This is a genomic window from Chryseobacterium luquanense (assembly GCF_026460945.1).
Taxonomy (GTDB): Bacteria; Bacteroidota; Bacteroidia; order Flavobacteriales; family Weeksellaceae; genus Chryseobacterium; species Chryseobacterium luquanense.
Window position 1 is genome coordinate 326,955 of the sequence record NZ_JAOVZV010000003.1, and the last position, 20,844, is coordinate 347,798.

Consider the following 20,844-nt stretch of genomic DNA (forward strand, 5'->3'; position numbering starts at 1 on the left):
ATTTTAAAGAATACAATGAAAAAACTAATTATAATTTCGCTAATTTTTTGGTCAATTGATTTATTCCATGCACAAAAACAAAATTCCGAAAAGCCCCGTATTTTAATCAGCACAGACATTGGCGGAACTGATCCCGATGACAATCAGTCGATGATCCATTTGCTGATGTATTCGGATAAATTTAATATTGAAGGGTTGGTTTCCTCGCCGTCTTTCGGAAACGGAAGCAAAGATGAAATTTTGAAAATGATTGGTCTGTACGAGAAAGATTTACCTAAATTAAAAAAACACAGTTCAGGTTTTCCTACTCCAAAATATCTCCGCTCCGTTTCTAAACAGGGATTGCGTGGAAATGCACCTTATGAAGGATTTTCAAAACCCACCGAAGGTTCAGAATGGATTGTTAAATCTGCCAGAAAAAAATCAACTCAGCCGCTTTGGGTTTTGGTTTGGGGCGGATTGGAAGATGTCGCTCAGGCTTTGCACGATGCTCCGGATATTCAGAATAAAATTAAAATTTACTGGATCGGCGGACCCAACAAAAAATGGAGTGCCAATTCTTATTCTTACATCGCTAAAAACTTTCCTGATCTTTGGTTTATTGAAGCCAATTCGACGTATTATGCTTTTTTCTCAAAAAATGATGATCCTAAGATTCTGAAAAGCACTGAATATTATGACAGATACATCAAGGGTTATGGAGCGATGGGGAAAGATTTCAAAAATTATTATAAAGGCGAGATCAAAATGGGCGACAGTCCTACCCTATTTTATCTGATGCACGGCAACCCCAATGATCCTACCGGAGAAAGTTGGGGCGGAAGTTTTGAAAAGATCAACCGAAGTGCGCAGGTTACTGTTGACGGAGCCAAAGGAAGTTCTGAGGACATCGCTTTTTGTTCGTTAATAGAGTTTCGTTTTAAAGGTCCGGTTTTAAATGAAAATACTGTCGCGGCACCTTTTCATATGGAAACGATGCACAAAAAAGATGTTCAGAAATGGGCGGGTTCTTATCTTGGTGACGGAAACTATGCTTTGAAATATGTCCCGAAAGGTGCAGAAGTTTTGACTTACAAATTTGTCTCAGAAATTCCTGAACTGAACGGTTATGAAGGTAAATTAAATATTGTCAATCTTTGGCCGGGAAAGGAAAATCCCACCGATATTCCTTTAGGAAATACGTGGTTTTCTGATCAGTCTGATCCGAAATTGTATGAAGGAAAATTTCAGGGTGGAAAAACGATCTCAAAATGGAAAAATGATATTCTACTGGATTGGGCAAAACGTTGGGAATGGCTGAAGTAGTTTGCCACGAATGCACGAATTTTTGATACTGGAATTTTTGTGGATTCTAGCGAAATGGTTTCCCACGGATTTCACAGATCTTCACAGATGTTCGCGCAAAAAAAAGAATCTGTATAAATCTGCGGAGTCTGTGGGGAATTAAACATTTATTTCTCCTCTTTTTTGAACTTTGGTTTAATGAAAAATCTGCTATCGATAACTAAATAAAAAATCCTGACGCATATTTGCTTCAGGATTTTTATTGCTATCAAACCTCATAGGTTTTGAAAACCTATGAGGTTTTTTTATTATTGCGTCAATTTATTTCGCTTCAGCCATTTCGGAAACTCATTTTCAATCAGTTTTGTACCCGCCTCATTGTACCAGCTATAGCCCATTCTGCGCTCTTCTGAAACCTCTTCATAATTAAATTTCACACTTCCGTCACGGTCTCCGAAAACCGGTTTATTGGTCGGAATATCATAAAATCTCGCCCAAACTGCCGATCCTTCTTTCTTGCTCAGCGTACGGATGGCCTTCTCACTTTCTCTCGAAACATTGTAAGTGTAACCGTCAATTTTACTTTCCTTAAACCACTGCACAGCTGATCTGATAGACTTCTCAATTTCTAGAGTGACAGGCTGCAACATCAGAAATTTCACAATGTTCACCGATTCTCCTGTAGCCAACGACATGGGTTCAAAAGCTCTGGCTTTTTCAGGGACTAAGGTAACTTCATTATACTGATCTGCCCAAATCGATAATTTTCCGTTTTGCAGAACCTGGGTTTTCAGAACGCACGCTATTCCTTTCTGCAAAGCGACTTTCGACTTTTCTTTTAACTGAGAACTTACCGCGTCAAAGCCTTCTTTTCCTTCAGAAATATTATACAGAATCGTCAGCACATTAATCATCGCATTGTCATTGTATGTCACCTGTTTTCTGTAAATCGCAGAGTTTGGGAAATATTGCGGGAAACCTCCATTTTCGTACTGCATGGAAAGCAAATACTCAATTCCTTTTTCTGCTGATTTCAGATATGCGGGATTTTTTGTGGTGCTGTATGCGTTAATCAAACCGTTAATCTCTCTCGAGGTCGCGTTGTTATCGATGGTTGCTAGATTATTGTCTCCGGCTTTAATGATTTTTAAAAGTTTAGGATCTATCTTTTTCTTATAATCCACCTCTTTTTTATTGCTCATATGTTTCCCCCAACCACCGTTCGGAAGCTGATATACCATCATTTTTTCGGCCAAAGTATCTTTTACCTGAGCAGAAAATGTGGCTGTTATTAAACAGAATGATGCTATTTTGAATTTTAAATTCATTGATATTTTAATTATTTAATCGTAATTACTAACGGATTGGCAACTATTTTGGCCTGCTTCTCCAAAAGATTTTCCCAATCTTTCTGTGTCTGAATCTGTCCGCTTTTCTGCCATGCAAATCCTGCGTAATAAGTCAGTTTTTTCTGAGGTTTCGTTACAACCAGCAAATTACTCTGATCCGCAGTTACAGATTTGAAAGCTACAGATTTCTGAACAATTTTTGGATCTACCACAATTCCTTCGCCCACAAAGGCATCATCGATTTTTTCCCAGTGCAGATAGTACCCATTTTTGTCATTCAGTTTAGATTCGCCTTCGTTTTTATGAAGAGAAATTCCGACCGTGTAATTCGGAACAGGTTTTTCAGTTTCGAAAGTCGATTCGAACTTAGAAAAATTGGAACCTAAATCAAGAGAAATTCTTTTGGTTTCTTTCACTCCAAACTCACTCCACGGTGCGTAGGTCAGTTCAAAAACAGTTCTCAACGGGCCTTCAGCAATCGTTTTTGAAGTCACAAAATTCTGAGAAACCTGCAGTTTTTCATCTTTCCAAATCCCGATTCCGCCCGTTCCACGGCTGTCTCCAACGTGATATGGATCGTAGCCTTCGCCTCTCGTGTCTTTGTGATAATACATCGGATCTGTCAGATAGCCTTTGTACCATTCGTTGATAACCGATTTTTCGGTTCTTTTAAACCAAATGTCGACTCCGCTGGAAAGTGTGCTTCCTTTTACTTTCGCCAAAGCTTCAGCCTGACCTTTTGGGCCATACACTCTGAACGCCACCTTGTCGTTTTCCCACGTGTAATCATCTACTCTTTCCGGAACCAGTCTGGAATACGTGGTGACCTGACTTTCAGGAACCGGCGTGTTAGCATCTGCTAAAATCGTATATGAATTTGTTTTCTTAGCATCGAGTTTCGCCTGAAAAAGAAGTTCATCATTTTTCCCGTCGCCGTCATTATCTATCCACTGAATGGGAAGATATTGGTTTTGGGCATCTTTTATTCTTAAATCTTCCGCTTTATTTTTCCCTAAAAATGCTTTCAACTGCTTCGCTGAAACAGAAACCATTTCATTTCTTGCAAAATCCTGAGTATTTTTTACCTGAATTGAAGTCTGTGCATTCATAAAATTCCCAGAAATGCAAACGATTGCACAACTTAAACTCAGTTTTGATATATTTTGTCCGAACATAAAATGTAGTTTTATCAAAAGTAAAGATATTCTGAATACTGTATGAATTTTTAACCTTAAATGTTTCTTAAAAAGTCAATTCAAATTTCTCTGTATGTTTTCTCAGTGAAATTTTTTATTTCATCCGACCATTATAAAGTTTTTAAATATTAAACTGAATTATTTAAATCTGCTTAATTTTTCTAATCTGCGTGAACTTAAAGTCCGATATAAATTAAAATTTTCTTATTTTTAAATATTAATTAATTCAATGAAAGACAATCCTGAATTTTACGAAATCCAACGCTTCAGACAATGGTGGCTTTGGCTGATTATCGTTTTTGTGCTCGGATTTTCCGCATATAATTCAATCGGTAATGCTGAATTTTTCTCTACTACGGAATTGATTATTTCTTTAGCCATTCCCATTTTAATTTTCGTTTTGTTTTTCATTATTAAATTAGAAACTAAAATAGATGCTTTGGGAATCAGAGTTCGCCTCTTTCCCTTTCATTTGAAGTTTAAATATTTCCCTTGGAAGAACATTGACAAAGCGTATATAAGAGAATATTCTCCGCTGATGGAGTATGGAGGCTGGGGATTACGAATTGTATCTTTCGGAAGAGGAAAAGCCTATAATATTTCAGGAAATATGGGTTTGCAACTGATTTTTAAGGATGGGAATAAACTGTTGATTGGAACGCAGAAAGCGGTGGAGATTAAAAAGTTGTTAGATCAACATTATAACGATCTAAATAACAGATTTCCTTTAACTTAAAAAATATTTTTTTTTATTTTAAAACTCAATATTTCAAAACGTATAATATGCATAGATTTCTATTTGTTTTTTCCTTCTTTATATCAATTTTGATATCAGGTCAAGAATATTTAAATAAAAATGAAAAGTTTGATTTGATAGCATTTCAGTATTTAGATAGTTTAACTACAACGGATCAAATTTCATTAGAAGAATACCTGAAATTTTCAAAACCTTTTTCAAAATGGGATATAAGACCTATTAAAGACGAAAAAATCTGGAGCTTAGATTCGATACGAACTTCGAGTGAAATTGCAAATTTCTTTTGGGGTGGGTTTTCTCAGCATTTTGAACTGACTGCAAAAGAAGCTGGTGCAAAACCCAATCAGTTTCTAAACAGTGCATATATTGAAAAAAATGCTAATATCGATTTCCTCAATCAGAATATTGACAAATTCAAAATCCTTTCATCGGAAGTAAAAAAAGTTAATAATAAAATATTTTTGAACCAAATATCTCTACATCGAATTGATAATCTATTTAAAGAAAATAATAAATATTGGACCTACATTATTTCTCCTAAATCACCATTTCCTATATCTGATAAGATCAATATTGAAAGAAAATCTAAGTTTAGCAAAGGACAAGAAAGAATTTTAAAACAAATGCAAGATCTCAGTGTATATGCGATGATAAAAACTGATAAGGGAGTTTTCTTTTTAAAAGATAGATTTACAGATAATTCTCACGGATATTATTATTCATTCACAAAAACAATGGAACAGAATAATCACCTATTTGAAATATCGGATTTTACGAAGATTACTGACGAGTTCTATCACTACATTGCAAATTAGGTCATAAAACTTGTATTCATAATTCCCACCTCTTTCCAGAATCATTCTCTACATTTGCTTCATGAAAATCCTTGTTGTAGAAGACGAAAAAGAACTTTTGAAATCGATTCATGATTCGCTGATTCAGGAACAGTTTCTGATAGAGACTGCCGAAAATTATCAGTCCGCAAGCGAAAAAATTGCGTTGTACAGTTACGACTGTATCCTGCTCGACATTATGCTTCCCGGAGGAAATGGCCTCCAACTTCTTCAGCAGCTGAAAGACATGGGAAAATCGGAAAATGTCATCATCATTTCAGCAAAAGATTCTCTTGATGATAAACTTGCCGGACTGGAACTCGGAGCCGATGATTATCTAACAAAACCTTTTCACAATGCCGAACTCAACGCCAGAATAAAAGCTGTTCTCCGCAGAAAAAATCAGGACGGCAAAAACAGTATTGAGATGGGCAATATCGAACTGGATCTTACCGAACGTAGCTTTTACGTAAATGGAGAACTGATTACGCTCAACAGAAAAGAATTTGATATTCTCCATTTTTTTCTGCTTAATAAAAAACGGCTGGTGACAAAAACGGCTTTGGCAGAGCATGTTTGGGGCGATCACATCGATCAGGCAGATAATTTTGATTTTATTTATTATCAGATTAAAAATTTAAGAAAAAAACTGCAGCAATCCAATGCCGAAATCGAAATTGAAGCAGTTTACGGAATCGGCTATAAATTGACAGAAAAATGAAACTGCTCAACAAATCTATACTTCATCTCATGAGCTGGCTTCTGCTGATCGTAAGTTTATGGTCGGTGGTTTTCTATTTTAATATGCTTGATGAAATCAAAGACAGCGTAGATGAAGAGCTCGAAAATTATAAAAGACAAATCGTTTTTAAAGCAGAAAAAGATCCTACTATTTTACAACAGAAAACTTTTGATGAAGGTTTCTTTGCTGTAAATCCGATAAGTAAAAGCCAGGCATTAAACTTTAAAGATACGTACGAAGACACTGAAATTTACGCTCAGGACGCCGACGACGAAGCACCGGAACTGGAACCGGTAAGAATTCTAACGACTGTTTTTGAGCAAAACGGAAAATTCTACGAGCTTAAAATTTTCAACAATATGGTTGAAGAAGATGATCTTGTAAAAGAACTGCTTTGGGACGCTGCAGGATTGTATGTTCTTTTGATTTTCAGCATTTTGTTGATTAACAATCTCGTATTGCAGCGGCTTTGGAAGCCTTTTTATAAACTTCTGCATGAACTGAAAAATTATCGTCTGGGAATCAGCAAAGCTTATCCTAAAGTTGAAACCAAAACCAAAGAATTCAGCGATTTGCAGGATGCCGTCACGACTCTTTTGCAGTACAGCGAAAAAAGTTATGAGCAGCAGAAAGAATTTATAGGTAATGCTTCACACGAACTTCAGACTCCTTTAGCCATCGCCATCAGCAAGCTTGAACTGTTGATTGAAAAAGAGAATTTTACCGAAAATCAGGCGGAAAAGATTGCAGAAATTATGGAAATCATCGAGAGACTGGTTCGCCTCAACAAATCGCTTCTTCTGCTTACCAAAATTGAAAACAAACAGTTTTTTGACAATCAGGAAATTAAAGTTAATACAATTGTCGGAAGAAATATTGAAGATCTTCAGGACATTGCTGAATTTAAACAGGTCGAAATTCACTTTTCACAAAACACCGAACTTTTCGTCCAAGCCGATGCTGCACTGATCAATATTGTCGTTTCCAATTTATTGCGAAATGCCATTTTCCACAATATCAAATCAGGAAAAGTGGAAGTGAAAATTGAATCGAAAAAATTAATTGTTTCGAATACCGCAATTGAAAAGTCTCTGGATTCCGAAAAAATATTCACCCGATTCCAGAAATCAGAACAACATCAGTCCGGAAGCGGTTTGGGACTGGCGATTGTACAGGCAATTGCTGAACTTTATGATTTCTCAGTTTCTTATAATTTTAAAAATGGTATGCACGAATTTCAAGTCAGGTTTTAAATTTAAATGAATTAAAATTCCAGAATAGATTGTTCGAGATCGTGATATAGCAGGACTTTCCAGTGTTCTTTTTTCGCAAGAATCTCCCATTCTATCCGCTGATCTTTTGCAGTTTTACCGTCAAAATCCGTTTTGTAAGCCAAATGATATTTCAGATAAGCCGATTGTGGAAGATTATCTGCTCCATAAAAATAAATTTCTTCTTCATTTTTTATCCAGAAAACCTGATGAAAAGGCGAATGTCCACCGGTTACCTGAAATAAAATCTCATCAGAAATATTTCCGGAATCTTCATGCATCCAGATAATTTCAGCGTTTTTAATGATAAAATCAAGAATTTCAAAATCGAAAGACAGACTGTCTTTTTTACTCAAAGCAAACTCATATTCTCTCTGTTGGATATAAATTTCAGCATCTGGAAAATTTAAAGTCCAGTCATTGGCGGAAGTATTGACCAGACCCGAAATATGATCTTTGTGCAGATGAGAAAGTAAAATTTTATCGATTTGAGAAGGCTGAAGTTCATGCTCTGAAAGATTGGCAAAAATTTTAGGCTGATGATTTTCAAGCCATCCCAAACCAGCATCCAGCAAAATATTTTCAGTTCCAGTCATCACCAAAAATGGCTGAATGGACATTTTAATCCCTTTCGAAGATTCATCCAGAAACACAAATTCTTTTTCTTTATTGACAGAAAAATTCCCTTCTTTCAATGCGATCACTTTCATAATTTAAGATTTAATTGTCTGTGTTTTTAAGGTTAAAATAAATGAAATGGCAACGGCCAGACTGAGCAATCCGACAAACCAAAACCATGATGTGGCATGAAGAAAATAACCGCTGCCACTTCCTAACACACTCGATCCGAAGTAATAAAACAGCCAGTAAATCGACGTTGCCGCAGATTTTGCTGACTTTGCTTTTACAGCTACCATTCTGCTCGCCATTGTGTGTGCTGCAAAAAACGTGAAGGTAAATAATCCCAAACCTAAAATAACAATCCAGACATGGGTCGAAAAAAGACAGAAAACTCCGATAATCATAGTCAATACTGAAGTTTTAAGGATTGTCGGCTGACTGTATTTTAAGGACCATCTTCCTGAAAGCATCGTTCCAAAAACCCCAACTGTGTACATCAAAAAAATGAATGCGATGAAAATATGATTTAATGAAAATGGAGGCTGTTCTAATCTGAAGCTCAGATAATTGTAAACACTTACAAAGGATCCCATCAGCAAAGCAGCGATGAAGTATAAACTTAAAAAATCAGGATCAGAAAAAAACGTTTTCATCTGTCTCATTTTTAAAGCCAGACGCTGACTCTGCGGTCTGAAAAATTGGGATTCAGGGAAAAATTTCCAGAAAACCAAAGCCAGAAAAAGGCTCTCAACACCGATGATTAAAACAGCATTGCGCCATCCCACTTCTCCTGCCAGCAAGGTTGCAAAAATTCTTCCGCTCATTCCGCCGATAATATTTCCGCTCAGATACATGCTCAAGGTCAGACCCAACACGGAGGTTGAGACTTCTTCAGTAATGTACGCCAGAGCAACCGCCGAAACTCCCGAAATAACAAAACCTTTTAAAACACCGAGAAAAACAAGGATTTCAAGTTGATGGACGTATGAGGAAATTAAAGTCAAAAATGCAGAACTGAGTAAAGAGAACAGCATGAGTCTTTTCCTTGAAAATGCGTCGGCTTTAAATGAAAAGAACAGCAGTCCGGTGGCCATTCCGATTGTTGATGAAGAAACCAGCAGCGAACTGTCACCAACCGAAGTTTTAAATTCTGAAGCAACGTTGGGAAGCAAAGGCTGAAATAAATAGAGCTGTGAAAAGACCGACAAACCAGACAGAAAAATACAGATCTGGATAGCCCATAATCGCTTTGTATTTTTTTCCGCTTTCTCCATTTGCTGTTTAAATTATTTTGATAAAGCAAAGTTCAGTATAATTTTTAAATTTGTAAAACGCTTTATTTCGATAACATCAATCTACAAAACCGATTTACGAATGGAACTCCGTCAACTTAAATATTTCCTCAAAGCCAGAGAACTGATGAACTTCACGGAAGCAGCGAATGCAATGCACATCAGTCAGAGCACGCTTTCCCAACAGATAAAACAGTTGGAAATGGAAATTGACACGCCGCTTTTCAACAGAATCGGGAAAAGAATTCAGCTTACCGAAGCCGGAAATATTTTCGCAGAGTTTGCCAAAAAATCGGTTCGGACTTCTGAAGAATCTTTACTGGCGATGCATGATCTGAAAAAACTTTCACGCGGAAGCCTGAAAATTGGCGTTTCGTATGGACTTCGTTCGATATTGGTTCCTGCTGTGAAAAATTTCATTCAGAATTATCCTCAGATCAATCTTGAAATCCTTTTTGAAACTACCGATATTCTGCTGAAAAAATTAAGCGACGCTGAACTTGATTTAGTTTTAAGTTATCAGGAAGCTCATCCGGCAGAAAATTTCACTTATCAGAATCTATTTGTTTCTGAAATGATGTTTGTAACTTCTACAAATTCTGAATTTTCAAAACTTAAAAAGATCAATCTAAAAACCATTGCTGAACTCCCCTTGGCAATGCCTTTTGACGGTTTTAGCACCACACATTACGTCATGGATTTATTTAAACAAAACCTCATTTCTCCAAACGTAAAAATGAAGATCAACGACATTCCGACTTTGATAGAAATTGTAGAAAACGGAATTTTCCATACCATTTTAGCCGATTCTACTGTAAGTGACAGACAAAATCTGGTGACCATTCCGATCACTGAAAATAAGGCTGAGCGCAAAGCTGTTTTAATGCAACTGAAAGAAGCATATCAAACCGAGGCGATGAAAAGTTTTTCTGAGATGATAATGAAAATCTAAATTCCCAGTTCTTTCCAGATTTCTTCCCAAATTTTTCCCGATTCGTGATGTTGATTTGCAGTATGAAAACAACGAAACGAATTATATTCACAGGAATTTTAAGTATTCTAGGATGCATCTCATCATTTGCACAAACGCAGTTTAAACCTGTAAAAGTTTCCCATGCAGAACCAATTTTTCAGGATTTGGTGCGGGATCTCGGAGCCAGAAAAGGAGAAAAGGAATTCAATCTGGGAGCCGATTTTTCAAGCGGAACTCATTACAGAGAAAACGGATATTTAGCCGAATACGAATTTGCGCCGATCAACCGATTAGGCCTGGAAGTAGAAACCGATTTTTCTTTTTTCACTCCGAAAAACAATTCTACCAGAGAACAAATTCCGGGAAACCGATTAGACGGAATCAGACTATCTGCGCAGTACACGTTTTTTGTTTCGGAAAAATCTCAGACTTCGATGGCTTTGGGCTATACGCAGGTTCTGGAGTTCACAGATTTTAAAAATTATGGCAGAGGAAAAGTCATCACCGGCTTGATGTACAGTCCGTTTTTTGTGGCAGCGAAAAAATGGGGTTCCAACATTCACACTTTGGTTTACACCTATCCGATGATTCAGCACGAACTGGGCGAAAAAGGAACTCAGGTCGACTGGCAGATCAATACTTCCGTGATGTACTCTCTACCCAACTCCGGTCATTTCATCGGGATGGAAGTCAACAAAGAAATCACCCACGGAAAAATGTTTGTCTCGCTTCGTCCGCAAATCAAAATCAAACTGGATTCTCATTTTGCGGTAGGAATCGTGACGGGAATTCCTGTTTTGCACGATAAAGAAAATGTGTCTTCGTTTTTCAGATTGGTGTATGAGCCTTGATTAACGTTGTAATTTTTATTACTGTTGACATTGCAATCTGTTGAATTTCTCAAACTTTCTGAAGCAGGAATTCATCTTTGATCAAATTTTTTAACATCCGCAATTTGTTATAAAATTTAATTTAACGCAAAGTAAAGCAGAGAATTTCGAATTATGATCGTTTTTAAATTATACAAAGGCGTTGACTTAAACAAGAAATACAAAGCACTCATAACAGTGAAAATTTACGGATCATCATTTAATTTTTTTCTCTCGCAGATTTTGCTGATGGTGCAGATTTTTAATTATTCCGCTCAATCTGTTTCATCTGTGTGATATTTTTTTTCAAATAAAAAGGTTTTAAAATTACCGTATATCCTTTTTAATCACCAGATATTTCAAATCTTTATCTCCAGCATTGCTGATTCCATGCTCCGAGTTGGGCGGACAGTACAAACTGGTATTCGGGCCGACTTCCATGGTTTTTCCGTTGAGATAAAACGAAGCTTTTCCTTCCAAAATATAAAAAAATTCCTCTTCAGGATGACGATGTGGTGCATGTGTAGATTTTCCGGGCTCTACAATACTCATCTTTAATGTGTTTTCTTCAGTAAACTTTTTGTCGGCGAACCAATACTGATAACCGGAATTTGTTTTTTTTGCCTGAGCTAAATCAAATGTGTTGACGCAATTTTCGATGGTGTAATTGGCAGGCACTTTTGCTTGTTCAACTTTCTGAGCATACATTTTTTGCTGAAACAGCATGATGAAGACGGCAGCGAAGAGTGGAGAAAATCTTTTCATTTTTAAATTATTAAAACAATCTTTTCAAAGATATTCAATTCTGTTCTGAATTTTCTGCTTTCAGCAGTTTTTCGGATCTAAAAACTTTAAAGTATTTCAAAAACACACCCAGATTTCATTCAGAATAATCATTCAAAAAAATTTTAATCAGTGAGAAAATAGAGGTGTAATCTTAAGAAATTTATTTCCCTTAAACCATCTTAACTCCTTAATAGATCTTAATGGTTTTAAAAAAATAAAAAGAATTCCCAATTGTTTCCAGAATCGTGTCAGAAATTAGCATTATAAAAAATTTACGTTATGAAAAATTTAATTGCAGCTATCAGCATTTTTGGTTTAGGTTTAACCCACATTTCAGCGCAGGATATTCATCAGAATGAAGTTCCTTCCGTGATTCTTAACAACTTTCAGAAGAGTTTTCCAAAAGCCGCAGATACCGACTGGGAAATTAAAGGAAATCTATATGAAGTGGAATTTGAAACAGGATTTTTAGGCGACGACCACAAAGTTCTGTATTCAAGAGACGGAAAACTGGTGAGACACGAGGAAGAAATTTCTAAAGGTAATCTTCCGAAAGCTGTATTGGCCTCGATCAACAAATCTTTTGCAGGCTACAGAACCGATGATTTGAAGAAAATTGCGGAAGGCAGAAAAGTAATTTACCATGTCGAACTGAAAAATATTTCTCAGGAATGGAAAGTGGTTTTTGACGCGCAGGGGAGAATTCTAGAGAAGAGAGCAGATTAAAAATTATATTCTTTGCAGAAGTCGTGATTTAAGTAAGAAGAACAATTTAATAAAATATCATTCAGACATTCATTTTGTCAATATCTGTTTTATTTCTAAATTGCATTATCTCCCGAAAAAGAGAGTGATCACAAAATACATTTATGAATCAGATTATTCCGTTTGACTTACAGATACAGCACAGCCCTTATTTCAACTACACTTTTTGCTTAAACCAATATCCTTTTTTGCAGAGCATTGCTTTCAGAGAAGTGAGTGAAGATCTTGAAAATCTGAATCTTCAAATCAGTTCTTCATTGGGTTTATTTGAAAAATATGATGTTTACATTGATAAAATAAAAGCGAATGCGCTGTATAAAATCTCCCTTTTCAATTTTGTCTTTAATAATAATTTGCTGAAAAGACTGACGGAAAAAGATTTAGATCAGATCAAAATTCATGTTTTTCAAGACGGAGAATCTCTTTTTGAAAAAAGTTTCAGCATCGAAGTTTTGCCGATGGATTATTTTGGTGGACTGCAATCGTATCCGCAACTTCTGGCTTCGTATGTACTCTCCAACAACACTTCTTTGTATAAACTGAAAGCGGATGCCATTGATATTTTAGCGAGAAATAAACTCACGCCGTCGTTTGAAGGTTATCAGCAGAAAAGCAAGGAAAGGGTTTTGCAGATGGTTTCGGCGATTTACAAATCTATTCAGAATCTGGATTTGATTTACAGTTCGATGCCGCCAAGTTTTGAGAAGAACGGACAGAGAATCAGACTTGTAGATACCGTTTTGGAAACAAAACTCGGGAACTGCATTGATATTTCCCTGCTTTTTGCAGCCTGTCTCGAAGCGATTGATTTAAATCCAATAATTGTTGTAACAGAAGGTCATGCCTTTGTCGGAGTATGGCTGGATGATCAGCGTTTCGACGGGATGGTTAATTTTGATCAGGCGGCTATCTCCAAAAGAATTGCTTCGGGAATTAAAGAAATTGCTTTAATTGAATCGACCAGCCTTTGTCGAGGTAGCAACATTTCATTCAAAGATGCGATGAATTCTGCCGAAACTCAACTGATGGATTCTTCAAGATTTCTTTTGTCCTTGGATATTAAAAACGCAAGATCGGCAGGAATCTCTCCGCTCCCACTTCTTAAAAATGAAACAATTCAGAGTCAGGATTTCGATTCCATTCCACATTCAACTGAGCTCGATCAGGATTTTAATTTGGGAACGCAGTATGACGATCTCGAACTGACCGATTTTTCGAATTTAACCAAACAGAAAGTCTGGGAAAGAAAACTGCTCGATCTTTCGCTCAGAAACAATCTTCTGAATCTGCGCTTTACCAAAAGCATACTTCAGCTGATTGACACGAAAATAAACGTGCTCGAAGACAGCCTTGCCGACGGAAAGTCATTTACGATTCATCCCGACAACAATCAGGCTGTGCTCAGAAAATACAGTCTATACGGCGAACCTTTGCATCAGTCGCAACCGCTTTTCAAACTGGCGGAAGATGAGTTTAAATATAACCGACTTCTAACGTATTATCATCAGGATGACCTCGACAATATTCTCACGAACTTGTATCGAAGCGCAAAACTTGCCGAAGAAGAAAACGGAAAAAGTACACTGTATCTGGGCATTGGTTTGTTGAAATGGTTTGAACCTAAAAATAAAGACATTCCGAGGCTCGCTCCTATTTTATTGATCCCTGTCGAACTTTCTCGGAAGTCGGTGAATTCTAAATTTACGCTTCGAAGCCGTGAGGAGGAAACCATGATCAACATTACGTTGTTGGAATATTTAAAACAGGAATTCAAACTCAACATCAACATCCTCGAAAATCTTCCAATGGATGAATCGGGAGTTGATGTTCCGAAAGTTTTGGCGATTATCCGAAATGCCGTTCTCAATCTTGAAGGTTGGGATGTTTTGGAGCAGTTGGTTTTGGGAATTTTCTCTTTTAACAAATTGATTCTTTGGCAGGATATTTCAAAATATTCAGAAGAAATTCAGAAATCTTCGATTGTAAAAAGTCTGATCGACGGCCGCCTGACCGGAACTTTGGAAAGCGTGGAAAATGATGCCGAAAGTCTTGAAAACATCTCCGCTTCTGAATTGGTTTTGCCAATTTCAACGGACAATTCTCAATTGAATGCTGTAAAAAATGCCAACCTCAACAAAAGTTTCATCCTTCACGGACCTCCCGGAACCGGAAAATCACAGACGATTACCAACATCATCGCCGATGCTCTGTCGAATGACAAAAAAGTGCTGTTCGTGGCTGCTAAAAAAGCCGCTCTGGATGTAGTTCACAACCGTCTTGAAAATATTGGTCTGGGTGCATTCTGTCTCGAACTGCATTCCAATAAATCAAAAAAATCGGATGTTCTGAAACAGTTTGAAAGAACGCTGGAAGTTCCGAAATATAAAATCAACGCCGATTATCACGAAGAAGCAAAACGCCTTGATGAGCGCAGAAAAGAACTCGGAAAATATGTGAATGATCTGCATCAGAAATTCCCGATTGGCTGGAGTTTATTTGATACGATTGCCTTTCTAGAAACCAATCACGTAAAAGCCGATGAACGTTTTCACATCAATTTCCCTCTGGAAAGTGCCGATGTGTTCAATTGGAATCAGTGGAAAGACTGGTTGATTCCGTTTGCGTCGATTGGGCAAAAGATTGGGCAGCCTTCGCTTCATGCTTTGCGACCGATCAAAACATCGAGCCATCAGTTTGAAAATAAAAACCTGATTCTGTCGGCAATTTCTCAGCTTAATGAAAAGAAAAATTCGGCTGAGCAGATTAAAAAACAGTTTCAGCTTAAGGAAGTTTCCAATGCGGACAGTGTGGAAATTCTTGAATTTTTAAAAGACAATCCTGTAAAATCGGGGTTGGTTGATCTGGTTTTTAATGAAGGTCAGCTGAATTTATTTAAAAACTGGATGGCGCAACAGACGCAGTTTCAACAAACTGAAAGTCAAATCACTTCCAATTTTAATTCTTCCATCTTAAACATTGATTTTGCTTCATTAAAATTGATTTGGAATCAGGCGAAACATACCTGGTTTATTCCAAAATGGTTTAAACAGAGGAAAGTAAAGCAGCAATTGAACGGTTATGCGAAATCAGGAATAGAATCTGATGTGCAGATTGACGGACTTTTTGAGAAGCTTGAAAACTACCAGCAGCTTAAAAATCAACTTTCCAATCTTCATTACAATGCGCTTTCTTCGGTAACAAATCTTTATTTTAATGGAAGTGCATTTGATATTTCGGCGATTGAGAAAGATTTAAAAACCATTGAAAATGCAAAAGATTTAGCCCAAAAAATATCCATCAGAAATTTCCCGGAATGGCTGAAAGATTTTTCTTTAAAACAGAATAACAGTCAGAACATTTCTGAAAATGTTGAAAAGCTGAAAGAGCTCCACGATGCCGAAAATAATTTATTGGAATATGTAGATGAAGTCCCTGGTGATGCCGATCTGCAGACTATTGTACAGAATATAAATCAGCTGGAAGACTGGATTAATTTTAATGGTTTAAAAGAAAAAGCGAAGGACTTAAACCTCAACTGGTTCATTGATTTCCTTGAAAAAGGCTGGCTCGATACGGAATCTCTCGAACTGGAATTTGAAAAAATCATTCATCTGAATTTATTCATTAAAACCATTTACAGTTCGACGACTTTGAACGGTTTTGATGCCAATATTTATGAATCTCAGATTCAGCAGTATAAAAATCTGCACAAAGAATTTACCGAACTGACGAAAAATCAACTGACGATGAAGCTCAGCGACCGCATTCCTAATTTTTCCCAAGAAGCGGTTCAAAGCTCTGAAATTGGGATTTTGCAGAAAGCAATCCGGAATAAAGGACGGGGTTTATCCATCAGAAAACTGTTTGACCAGATTCCAACTTTGATTCCGAGGCTCAAACCGTGTATGTTGATGAGTCCGATTTCAGTAGCGCAGTATTTTGATGTGAATGAAGAGCATTTTGACCTGGTAATTTTCGATGAAGCTTCTCAGCTGCCGACTTCTGAAGCGGTAAGTGCTTTGGCGAGGGCAAAACAGGCGATTATTGTGGGTGACCCAAAACAGATGCCGCCGACGAGTTTCTTTGCTTCCCAAAAAGTGGATGAAGAAAATTTTGAGCTCGAAGATCTGGAAAGTATTCTCGATGACTGTCTCGCGCTTTCAATTCCGTCGAATTATCTGTTACGACATTACCGAAGCAAGCATGAAAGTTTGATTTCGTTCTCGAATGCCCATTTTTATGACAATAAACTCCTCACCTTCCCGTCTCCGGATGATTTAAACCGAAAAGTAACGTTTGAATTTATCAACGGATTTTACGACAAAGGGAAAACACGAATCAATAAAAATGAGGCGGAAGCGATTATTGAATATATAAGAATTCATCTCGAAAATCAGAATAAAAAATCGATTGGTGTGGTGACTTTCAGTCAGACTCAGCAAAGTCTGATTGAAGATTTGCTGCAGAAATTATTTCAGGAAAATCCGCATCTGGAAGAGTTTACCATCAATTCTGAAGAACCTATTTTCATTAAAAATCTGGAAAATGTACAGGGTGACGAAAGAGATATTATTCTCTTTTCGATTGGCTACGGTCCCGATGAAGATGGAAAAGTTTCTATGAATTTCGGCCCGCTCAACCGTGACGGTGGCTGGAGACGGTTGAATGTTGCCGTGACAAGAGCACGTTACGAAATGAAAGTATTTTCTTCGTTAAAAGGCGACCAGATCGACATGAACAGAACCAATTCGGAAGGCGTTTTGGGATTAAAAAACTTCCTGAATTTTTCTGAAAAAGGTTTAGTGTATCAAAATTCAAATCAAACTGTCAATCAGCAGAAACTGATGGTGAATTCTATTGCGAAAACCCTTGAAGAGCACGGTTTGAAAATCAAAACCAACATCGGAACTTCAGAATATAAAATCGACATCGGAATCATCAATCCTGAAAACGAAAGTGAATATCTTCTGGCAATTTTGCTGGACAGTGAGAATTATTTTAACATCCACACCACCAATGACCGCGAGCTGCTTGTACCGAATGTACTGAAAGGTTTGGGCTGGAATGTTTTCAGAATCTGGACGTTGGATTGGATTAAAAATAAAGAGAAAATTATTGAAAGAATTCATGCTGAACTGGAAAAAATAAAAACGCAGGTCAGAGAAAAAAAGGAAGAAATCACTGAACTGAAAACTTCTGAAAAAGTCTATCTAAGCGAAGTTTCGGAACCGGAAAAGCCTACTAAAATAATTCCGTACGTTGCGGCAGATTTAAGTCCTGCAGTCAATGCCAACTCGGAATCGATTTATTATTTTGAAAACAGACCGATTCTTTTAAGTCAGATTAAAACCATCATTGATACGGAATCGCCGATCAGTCAAAACTCTTTGTTCAGAAAGATTCTCAAGCTTTGGAACACTTCGCGAGCCGGCGGAAAACTGAATACCTATCTGTTGGAAACTTTAGCTACCATTCCGAACATTCAAACTACGGAAAGTTATCAGAAATTTTACTGGACCGAAAATTCCCAACCTCAAAATCTCAATTTTTACAGAGACAATTCCGCAGAAAAAAGGCTGATCGATGAGATTGCGCCTGAAGAAATTTCTGTGGCGATGATGGAACTGATGCATTCGAGTTTGAGTCTGAATAAAGAAGAATTAGTGCGTGCGGTTTGCAAGACTTTTGGTTTTTCGAAAGTGGGTTCGCAGATTGATGCGGTGGTGAAGTTTTGTGTGGAGGATTTGATTGGGAAAGGATTGCTGAAGGAGGTTGATGGGAGGATTGTCTTGGGGGTGAAATTATTATTATAAAGATTATGCGAAAAGAGCTATTATTGAAAGTTATTTAAATTGAAAATATGATTATTAATGACAATTTGAAAGATGGTTTAAATCTCGTTTTAAATGAAGCAACATTTTTAGATTTAAACTTTATTGAGACTCAAAATATTATAGTTTGTAAATTAGATTTGCTTAAAAATAATGGAAACTCAATTCCTAACATTGTGTTTTTTGTATTGAGAAATATCAAAAGGTTTGCTGCAAAATATTCTATTACTGATAGTAGTGGTGAAAGAGTTATCAAATTTAACTTTTCAGAAATTTCAATTCGTCTGCAAGATTTTATCTTTAAAGATCTTTATGGTTGGGATTTTATAAATACGGAAGAATCTGTGATTGATCTTAGTAAAGAAAATTTAAGTTTTAATTATTGTACTGAAGATAATTTTGAAATTTTTAATTCTCTCAAACTATTCCAAGAGGGTTTTGAAAAGGACATTGATATAAAAATTTGGTTTGAAGGATTAGAAATTCTTGATGAAAACAAAAATCTGCTGAATTTTGATTCTGTAATTTCTCAACAAAACGATATTTGGAAAATGATATTTGGTAAGTAAAGCGCAATTAAAATTGAAGACTTAGAAACTTTTCAAGGAATGGAACTTGACGAACATGATGATTTTCAAGGCATGGTGCAACGAATGTGAAAAGATTGGACAGGAAAATAACGGCTGGAATGACGAAACAATGGAATTCACAAAAATCAAACTGGTCTGTGAGGATTTCTATTTTGAGTTAAAACAATTTAATCAAAAATAAAAAAATGAAAAAAGCATTATCACTTTTAGCGATCTCAATATTCTCCATCTGTTTTTCACAAAAAATCTCCGATCGCTACCAATCTTCCCAACCGCAGGATCAGTCAGTTCCGCCACCCCCAAGAGTAACTTTTCCTGCGCAGTTTCCGGATGGCAACAAAGTATTTTTAAACAAGATTGACCAGAATATCAACAAAAATAATTTGAAAAATTCGGGTAGCAATTTAAGCACTGAAATCATTTTAAAGATAGATCAGCATGGAAATGTTCTCAATATTTCAACCTACGGAAAGCATGAAATTTTCAACAAAGAAGTAAAAGCCGCCGCCACAAAATCTACGCAGGATATACAGTGGACTGCCGGAAAAAATAATCAGGGACAGAAAATGATTGATATTGTGAAGATTCCGTATCGTTTTAAGAATTTGTAAAGTAGTATGAAAAAAATATTACCCCTTTTTTTAATCTTAGTCGTAACTGTCTTAGGTGGTTGTGAATCTGCCTATATTATTACTTCCAAAAACGTCATGCACGGCGGAGCAAATAAAAATATTAATCTCTATGCTTTTGTAGGGAAGAAAATATCTGTAACAGAATTTGATCCAAATGAAAATCAAGAAGATGTACCGACGGGCGAATACGAAATTGATGAAGAAATGGGAGACACGCTCAAAGTAGTAAAGAGAAGTTATATAATGGACAACGCTTTTAAATGCAGATACAAAGTGGTAAAAAAAATGTTCAACTATCTTGAAACTGATACCGTAGAATTTATCGCCTACGATCATTACGGAACTCCTGGATTCGCCAAAAGAGATACTATTATTCTCTATTTATCTAAAAGCAAAGATGGAAGTCATTATTTTCATCAGAAATATCAGTACGATCATGTTTACAAAAACAGAAAAGGACATTATTACAGTTATCCGAAATTCCACGGTAGCGAAAGCCCTGAAACAATTGAAGGCATGACTGGTTTTGATAAAAACTTCAGCTATGAGAAGTATGATGTTTCGCATCTGAATTCTGAGGCAATAAAAATGTATTATCCACCGAAATTTTATACGATTGAAAATAATTTTGCGATTCCAATCAGGGCAATTTATTTAAACAGACTTACCAATTATAGATTATCTACAACATTTAAAGATCTTTAAACAAAATGCCAGACAAAGAAGAAAAAGCCAGACGCAAACAAATTCAAAAAGAATTGAGGGAAAAAGCTAAGATAGAATTTGAAGAAAGTCTTCCGGTTTCCCGAGAAATTTTTCAAATTCTGTTTGATTTTCTGGATGAAGAACTTGAAAAGCATGACTGTGATGACAGCCTGAAACTGACGAAGCTATTTTTAGAAACGAATCATATCGGAAACATCGAAGAAGTTGAAAACTGGTTAAAGGAAAACGGTGGATTTTGTGACTGTGAAGTGCTTTATAATGTGGAAGAAAAATTCGAAGAATAAATAATATCCAATCCTCATCATCTCACACTTTTATCATTTGTTT

The 20,844-nt window shown here is 36.5% G+C and carries 19 protein-coding genes; 14 read left to right on the forward strand and 5 right to left on the reverse strand.

Annotated elements, in window-relative coordinates; translation table 11 throughout:
- Positions 1 to 15 precede the first annotated feature (15 nt).
- Positions 16 to 1,305: a nucleoside hydrolase-like domain-containing protein gene (locus OEA66_RS05800; RefSeq protein ID WP_267280490.1), complete on the forward strand. Its 1,290-nt coding sequence runs from the start codon at positions 16 to 18 to the stop codon at positions 1,303 to 1,305.
- A 287-nt stretch (positions 1,306 to 1,592) separates the two neighbouring features.
- Here the strand turns inward: OEA66_RS05800 and pelA are convergent, their stop codons facing one another.
- The gene (gene pelA, locus OEA66_RS05805; protein ID WP_267280491.1) at positions 1,593 to 2,612 is read right to left on the reverse strand and encodes a pectate lyase; all 1,020 of its coding nucleotides are present in this window, start codon (positions 2,610 to 2,612) and stop codon (positions 1,593 to 1,595) included.
- A gap of 11 nt (positions 2,613 to 2,623) precedes the next feature.
- Positions 2,624 to 3,808: a BT3233 family polysaccharide utilization protein gene (locus OEA66_RS05810; protein ID WP_267280492.1), complete on the reverse strand. Its 1,185-nt coding sequence runs from the start codon at positions 3,806 to 3,808 to the stop codon at positions 2,624 to 2,626.
- Positions 3,809 to 4,058: 250 nt separating this feature from the next.
- Between OEA66_RS05810 and OEA66_RS05815 the strand changes: the two genes are divergently transcribed.
- The 4 genes from OEA66_RS05815 (at position 4,059) to OEA66_RS05830 (ending at position 7,414) form a co-directional block, all read left to right on the forward strand.
- Positions 4,059 to 4,565 (forward strand): hypothetical protein, encoded by a 507-nt coding sequence (locus tag OEA66_RS05815; protein ID WP_267280493.1) that lies wholly within the window; start codon positions 4,059 to 4,061, stop codon positions 4,563 to 4,565.
- Between the two features lie 134 nt (positions 4,566 to 4,699).
- A complete protein-coding gene (locus OEA66_RS05820) occupies positions 4,700 to 5,401 on the forward strand; it encodes a hypothetical protein (RefSeq protein ID WP_267280494.1) in 702 nt (233 codons plus the stop codon).
- 61 nt (positions 5,402 to 5,462) lie between these two features.
- Complete coding sequence (locus tag OEA66_RS05825; RefSeq protein WP_267280495.1) at positions 5,463 to 6,140, forward strand: response regulator transcription factor; 678 nt, start codon at positions 5,463 to 5,465, stop codon at positions 6,138 to 6,140.
- The gene (locus OEA66_RS05830) at positions 6,137 to 7,414 is read left to right on the forward strand and encodes a sensor histidine kinase (protein WP_267280496.1); all 1,278 of its coding nucleotides are present in this window, start codon (positions 6,137 to 6,139) and stop codon (positions 7,412 to 7,414) included. Before OEA66_RS05825 ends, OEA66_RS05830 begins: the two co-directional genes overlap by 4 nt.
- Positions 7,415 to 7,425: 11 nt before the next feature.
- Here OEA66_RS05830 and OEA66_RS05835 read toward each other — a convergent pair whose 3' ends face one another.
- Positions 7,426 to 8,142, reverse strand: coding sequence for an MBL fold metallo-hydrolase (locus tag OEA66_RS05835; RefSeq protein ID WP_267280497.1), 717 nt, complete (start codon positions 8,140 to 8,142; stop codon positions 7,426 to 7,428).
- A 3-nt stretch (positions 8,143 to 8,145) separates the two neighbouring features.
- The gene (locus OEA66_RS05840; RefSeq protein ID WP_267280498.1) at positions 8,146 to 9,327 is read right to left on the reverse strand and encodes an MFS transporter; all 1,182 of its coding nucleotides are present in this window, start codon (positions 9,325 to 9,327) and stop codon (positions 8,146 to 8,148) included.
- Positions 9,328 to 9,427: 100 nt separating this feature from the next.
- Between OEA66_RS05840 and OEA66_RS05845 the strand changes: the two genes are divergently transcribed.
- Positions 9,428 to 10,297 carry a LysR substrate-binding domain-containing protein gene (locus OEA66_RS05845; protein WP_267280499.1) on the forward strand — a complete coding sequence of 290 codons (870 nt, stop codon included), beginning with the start codon at positions 9,428 to 9,430 and terminating at the stop codon, positions 10,295 to 10,297.
- A 62-nt stretch (positions 10,298 to 10,359) separates the two neighbouring features.
- Positions 10,360 to 11,169 (forward strand): HAEPLYID family protein, encoded by an 810-nt coding sequence (locus OEA66_RS05850; protein WP_267280500.1) that lies wholly within the window; start codon positions 10,360 to 10,362, stop codon positions 11,167 to 11,169.
- 345 nt (positions 11,170 to 11,514) lie between these two features.
- Here OEA66_RS05850 and OEA66_RS05855 read toward each other — a convergent pair whose 3' ends face one another.
- A complete protein-coding gene (locus tag OEA66_RS05855; RefSeq protein ID WP_267280501.1) occupies positions 11,515 to 11,952 on the reverse strand; it encodes a cupin domain-containing protein in 438 nt (145 codons plus the stop codon).
- A gap of 300 nt (positions 11,953 to 12,252) precedes the next feature.
- Here OEA66_RS05855 and OEA66_RS05860 point away from each other — a divergent pair, with 300 nt between their 5' ends.
- From OEA66_RS05860 to OEA66_RS05890, 7 genes are all read left to right on the forward strand, one after another.
- A complete protein-coding gene (locus OEA66_RS05860) occupies positions 12,253 to 12,699 on the forward strand; it encodes a PepSY-like domain-containing protein (protein WP_267280502.1) in 447 nt (148 codons plus the stop codon).
- A 143-nt stretch (positions 12,700 to 12,842) separates the two neighbouring features.
- Positions 12,843 to 18,551, forward strand: a complete 5,709-nt coding sequence (proA, locus tag OEA66_RS05865) for an anti-phage protein ProA (RefSeq protein ID WP_267280503.1) — start codon at positions 12,843 to 12,845, stop codon at positions 18,549 to 18,551.
- Positions 18,552 to 18,598: 47 nt separating this feature from the next.
- Positions 18,599 to 19,138 (forward strand): hypothetical protein, encoded by a 540-nt coding sequence (locus OEA66_RS05870; RefSeq protein ID WP_267280504.1) that lies wholly within the window; start codon positions 18,599 to 18,601, stop codon positions 19,136 to 19,138.
- A 55-nt stretch (positions 19,139 to 19,193) separates the two neighbouring features.
- Positions 19,194 to 19,340 (forward strand): hypothetical protein, encoded by a 147-nt coding sequence (locus tag OEA66_RS05875; RefSeq protein WP_267280505.1) that lies wholly within the window; start codon positions 19,194 to 19,196, stop codon positions 19,338 to 19,340.
- A 4-nt stretch (positions 19,341 to 19,344) separates the two neighbouring features.
- Positions 19,345 to 19,770, forward strand: coding sequence for a hypothetical protein (locus OEA66_RS05880; protein ID WP_267280506.1), 426 nt, complete (start codon positions 19,345 to 19,347; stop codon positions 19,768 to 19,770).
- Positions 19,771 to 19,776: 6 nt separating this feature from the next.
- Entirely contained in the window at positions 19,777 to 20,496 is a 720-nt protein-coding gene (locus OEA66_RS05885; RefSeq protein ID WP_267280507.1) for a hypothetical protein, read from the forward strand.
- Positions 20,497 to 20,501: 5 nt separating this feature from the next.
- Positions 20,502 to 20,801: a DUF2695 domain-containing protein gene (locus tag OEA66_RS05890; protein ID WP_267280508.1), complete on the forward strand. Its 300-nt coding sequence runs from the start codon at positions 20,502 to 20,504 to the stop codon at positions 20,799 to 20,801.
- Positions 20,802 to 20,844: the final 43 nt, after the last annotated feature.

Excerpts from the sequence above, each read along its gene's own strand:
- OEA66_RS05825 (WP_267280495.1), top strand. The coding sequence starts at position 5,463 with ATGAAAATCCTTGTTGTAGAAGACGAAAAAGAACTTTTGAAATCGATT.
- OEA66_RS05885 (WP_267280507.1), top strand. The coding sequence starts at position 19,777 with ATGAAAAAAATATTACCCCTTTTTTTAATCTTAGTCGTAACTGTCTTA.
- OEA66_RS05840 (WP_267280498.1), bottom strand. The coding sequence starts at position 9,327 with ATGGAGAAAGCGGAAAAAAATACAAAGCGATTATGGGCTATCCAGATC.
- OEA66_RS05870 (WP_267280504.1), top strand. The coding sequence starts at position 18,599 with ATGATTATTAATGACAATTTGAAAGATGGTTTAAATCTCGTTTTAAAT.
- OEA66_RS05875 (WP_267280505.1), top strand. The coding sequence starts at position 19,194 with ATGATGATTTTCAAGGCATGGTGCAACGAATGTGAAAAGATTGGACAG.
- OEA66_RS05800 (WP_267280490.1), top strand. The coding sequence starts at position 16 with ATGAAAAAACTAATTATAATTTCGCTAATTTTTTGGTCAATTGATTTA.
- OEA66_RS05880 (WP_267280506.1), top strand. The coding sequence starts at position 19,345 with ATGAAAAAAGCATTATCACTTTTAGCGATCTCAATATTCTCCATCTGT.
- OEA66_RS05815 (WP_267280493.1), top strand. The coding sequence starts at position 4,059 with ATGAAAGACAATCCTGAATTTTACGAAATCCAACGCTTCAGACAATGG.
- OEA66_RS05835 (WP_267280497.1), bottom strand. The coding sequence starts at position 8,142 with ATGAAAGTGATCGCATTGAAAGAAGGGAATTTTTCTGTCAATAAAGAA.
- OEA66_RS05890 (WP_267280508.1), top strand. The coding sequence starts at position 20,502 with ATGCCAGACAAAGAAGAAAAAGCCAGACGCAAACAAATTCAAAAAGAA.
- pelA (WP_267280491.1), bottom strand. The coding sequence starts at position 2,612 with ATGAATTTAAAATTCAAAATAGCATCATTCTGTTTAATAACAGCCACA.
- OEA66_RS05830 (WP_267280496.1), top strand. The coding sequence starts at position 6,137 with ATGAAACTGCTCAACAAATCTATACTTCATCTCATGAGCTGGCTTCTG.
- OEA66_RS05845 (WP_267280499.1), top strand. The coding sequence starts at position 9,428 with ATGGAACTCCGTCAACTTAAATATTTCCTCAAAGCCAGAGAACTGATG.
- OEA66_RS05810 (WP_267280492.1), bottom strand. The coding sequence starts at position 3,808 with ATGTTCGGACAAAATATATCAAAACTGAGTTTAAGTTGTGCAATCGTT.
- OEA66_RS05850 (WP_267280500.1), top strand. The coding sequence starts at position 10,360 with ATGAAAACAACGAAACGAATTATATTCACAGGAATTTTAAGTATTCTA.
- OEA66_RS05855 (WP_267280501.1), bottom strand. The coding sequence starts at position 11,952 with ATGAAAAGATTTTCTCCACTCTTCGCTGCCGTCTTCATCATGCTGTTT.
- OEA66_RS05860 (WP_267280502.1), top strand. The coding sequence starts at position 12,253 with ATGAAAAATTTAATTGCAGCTATCAGCATTTTTGGTTTAGGTTTAACC.
- proA (WP_267280503.1), top strand. The coding sequence starts at position 12,843 with ATGAATCAGATTATTCCGTTTGACTTACAGATACAGCACAGCCCTTAT.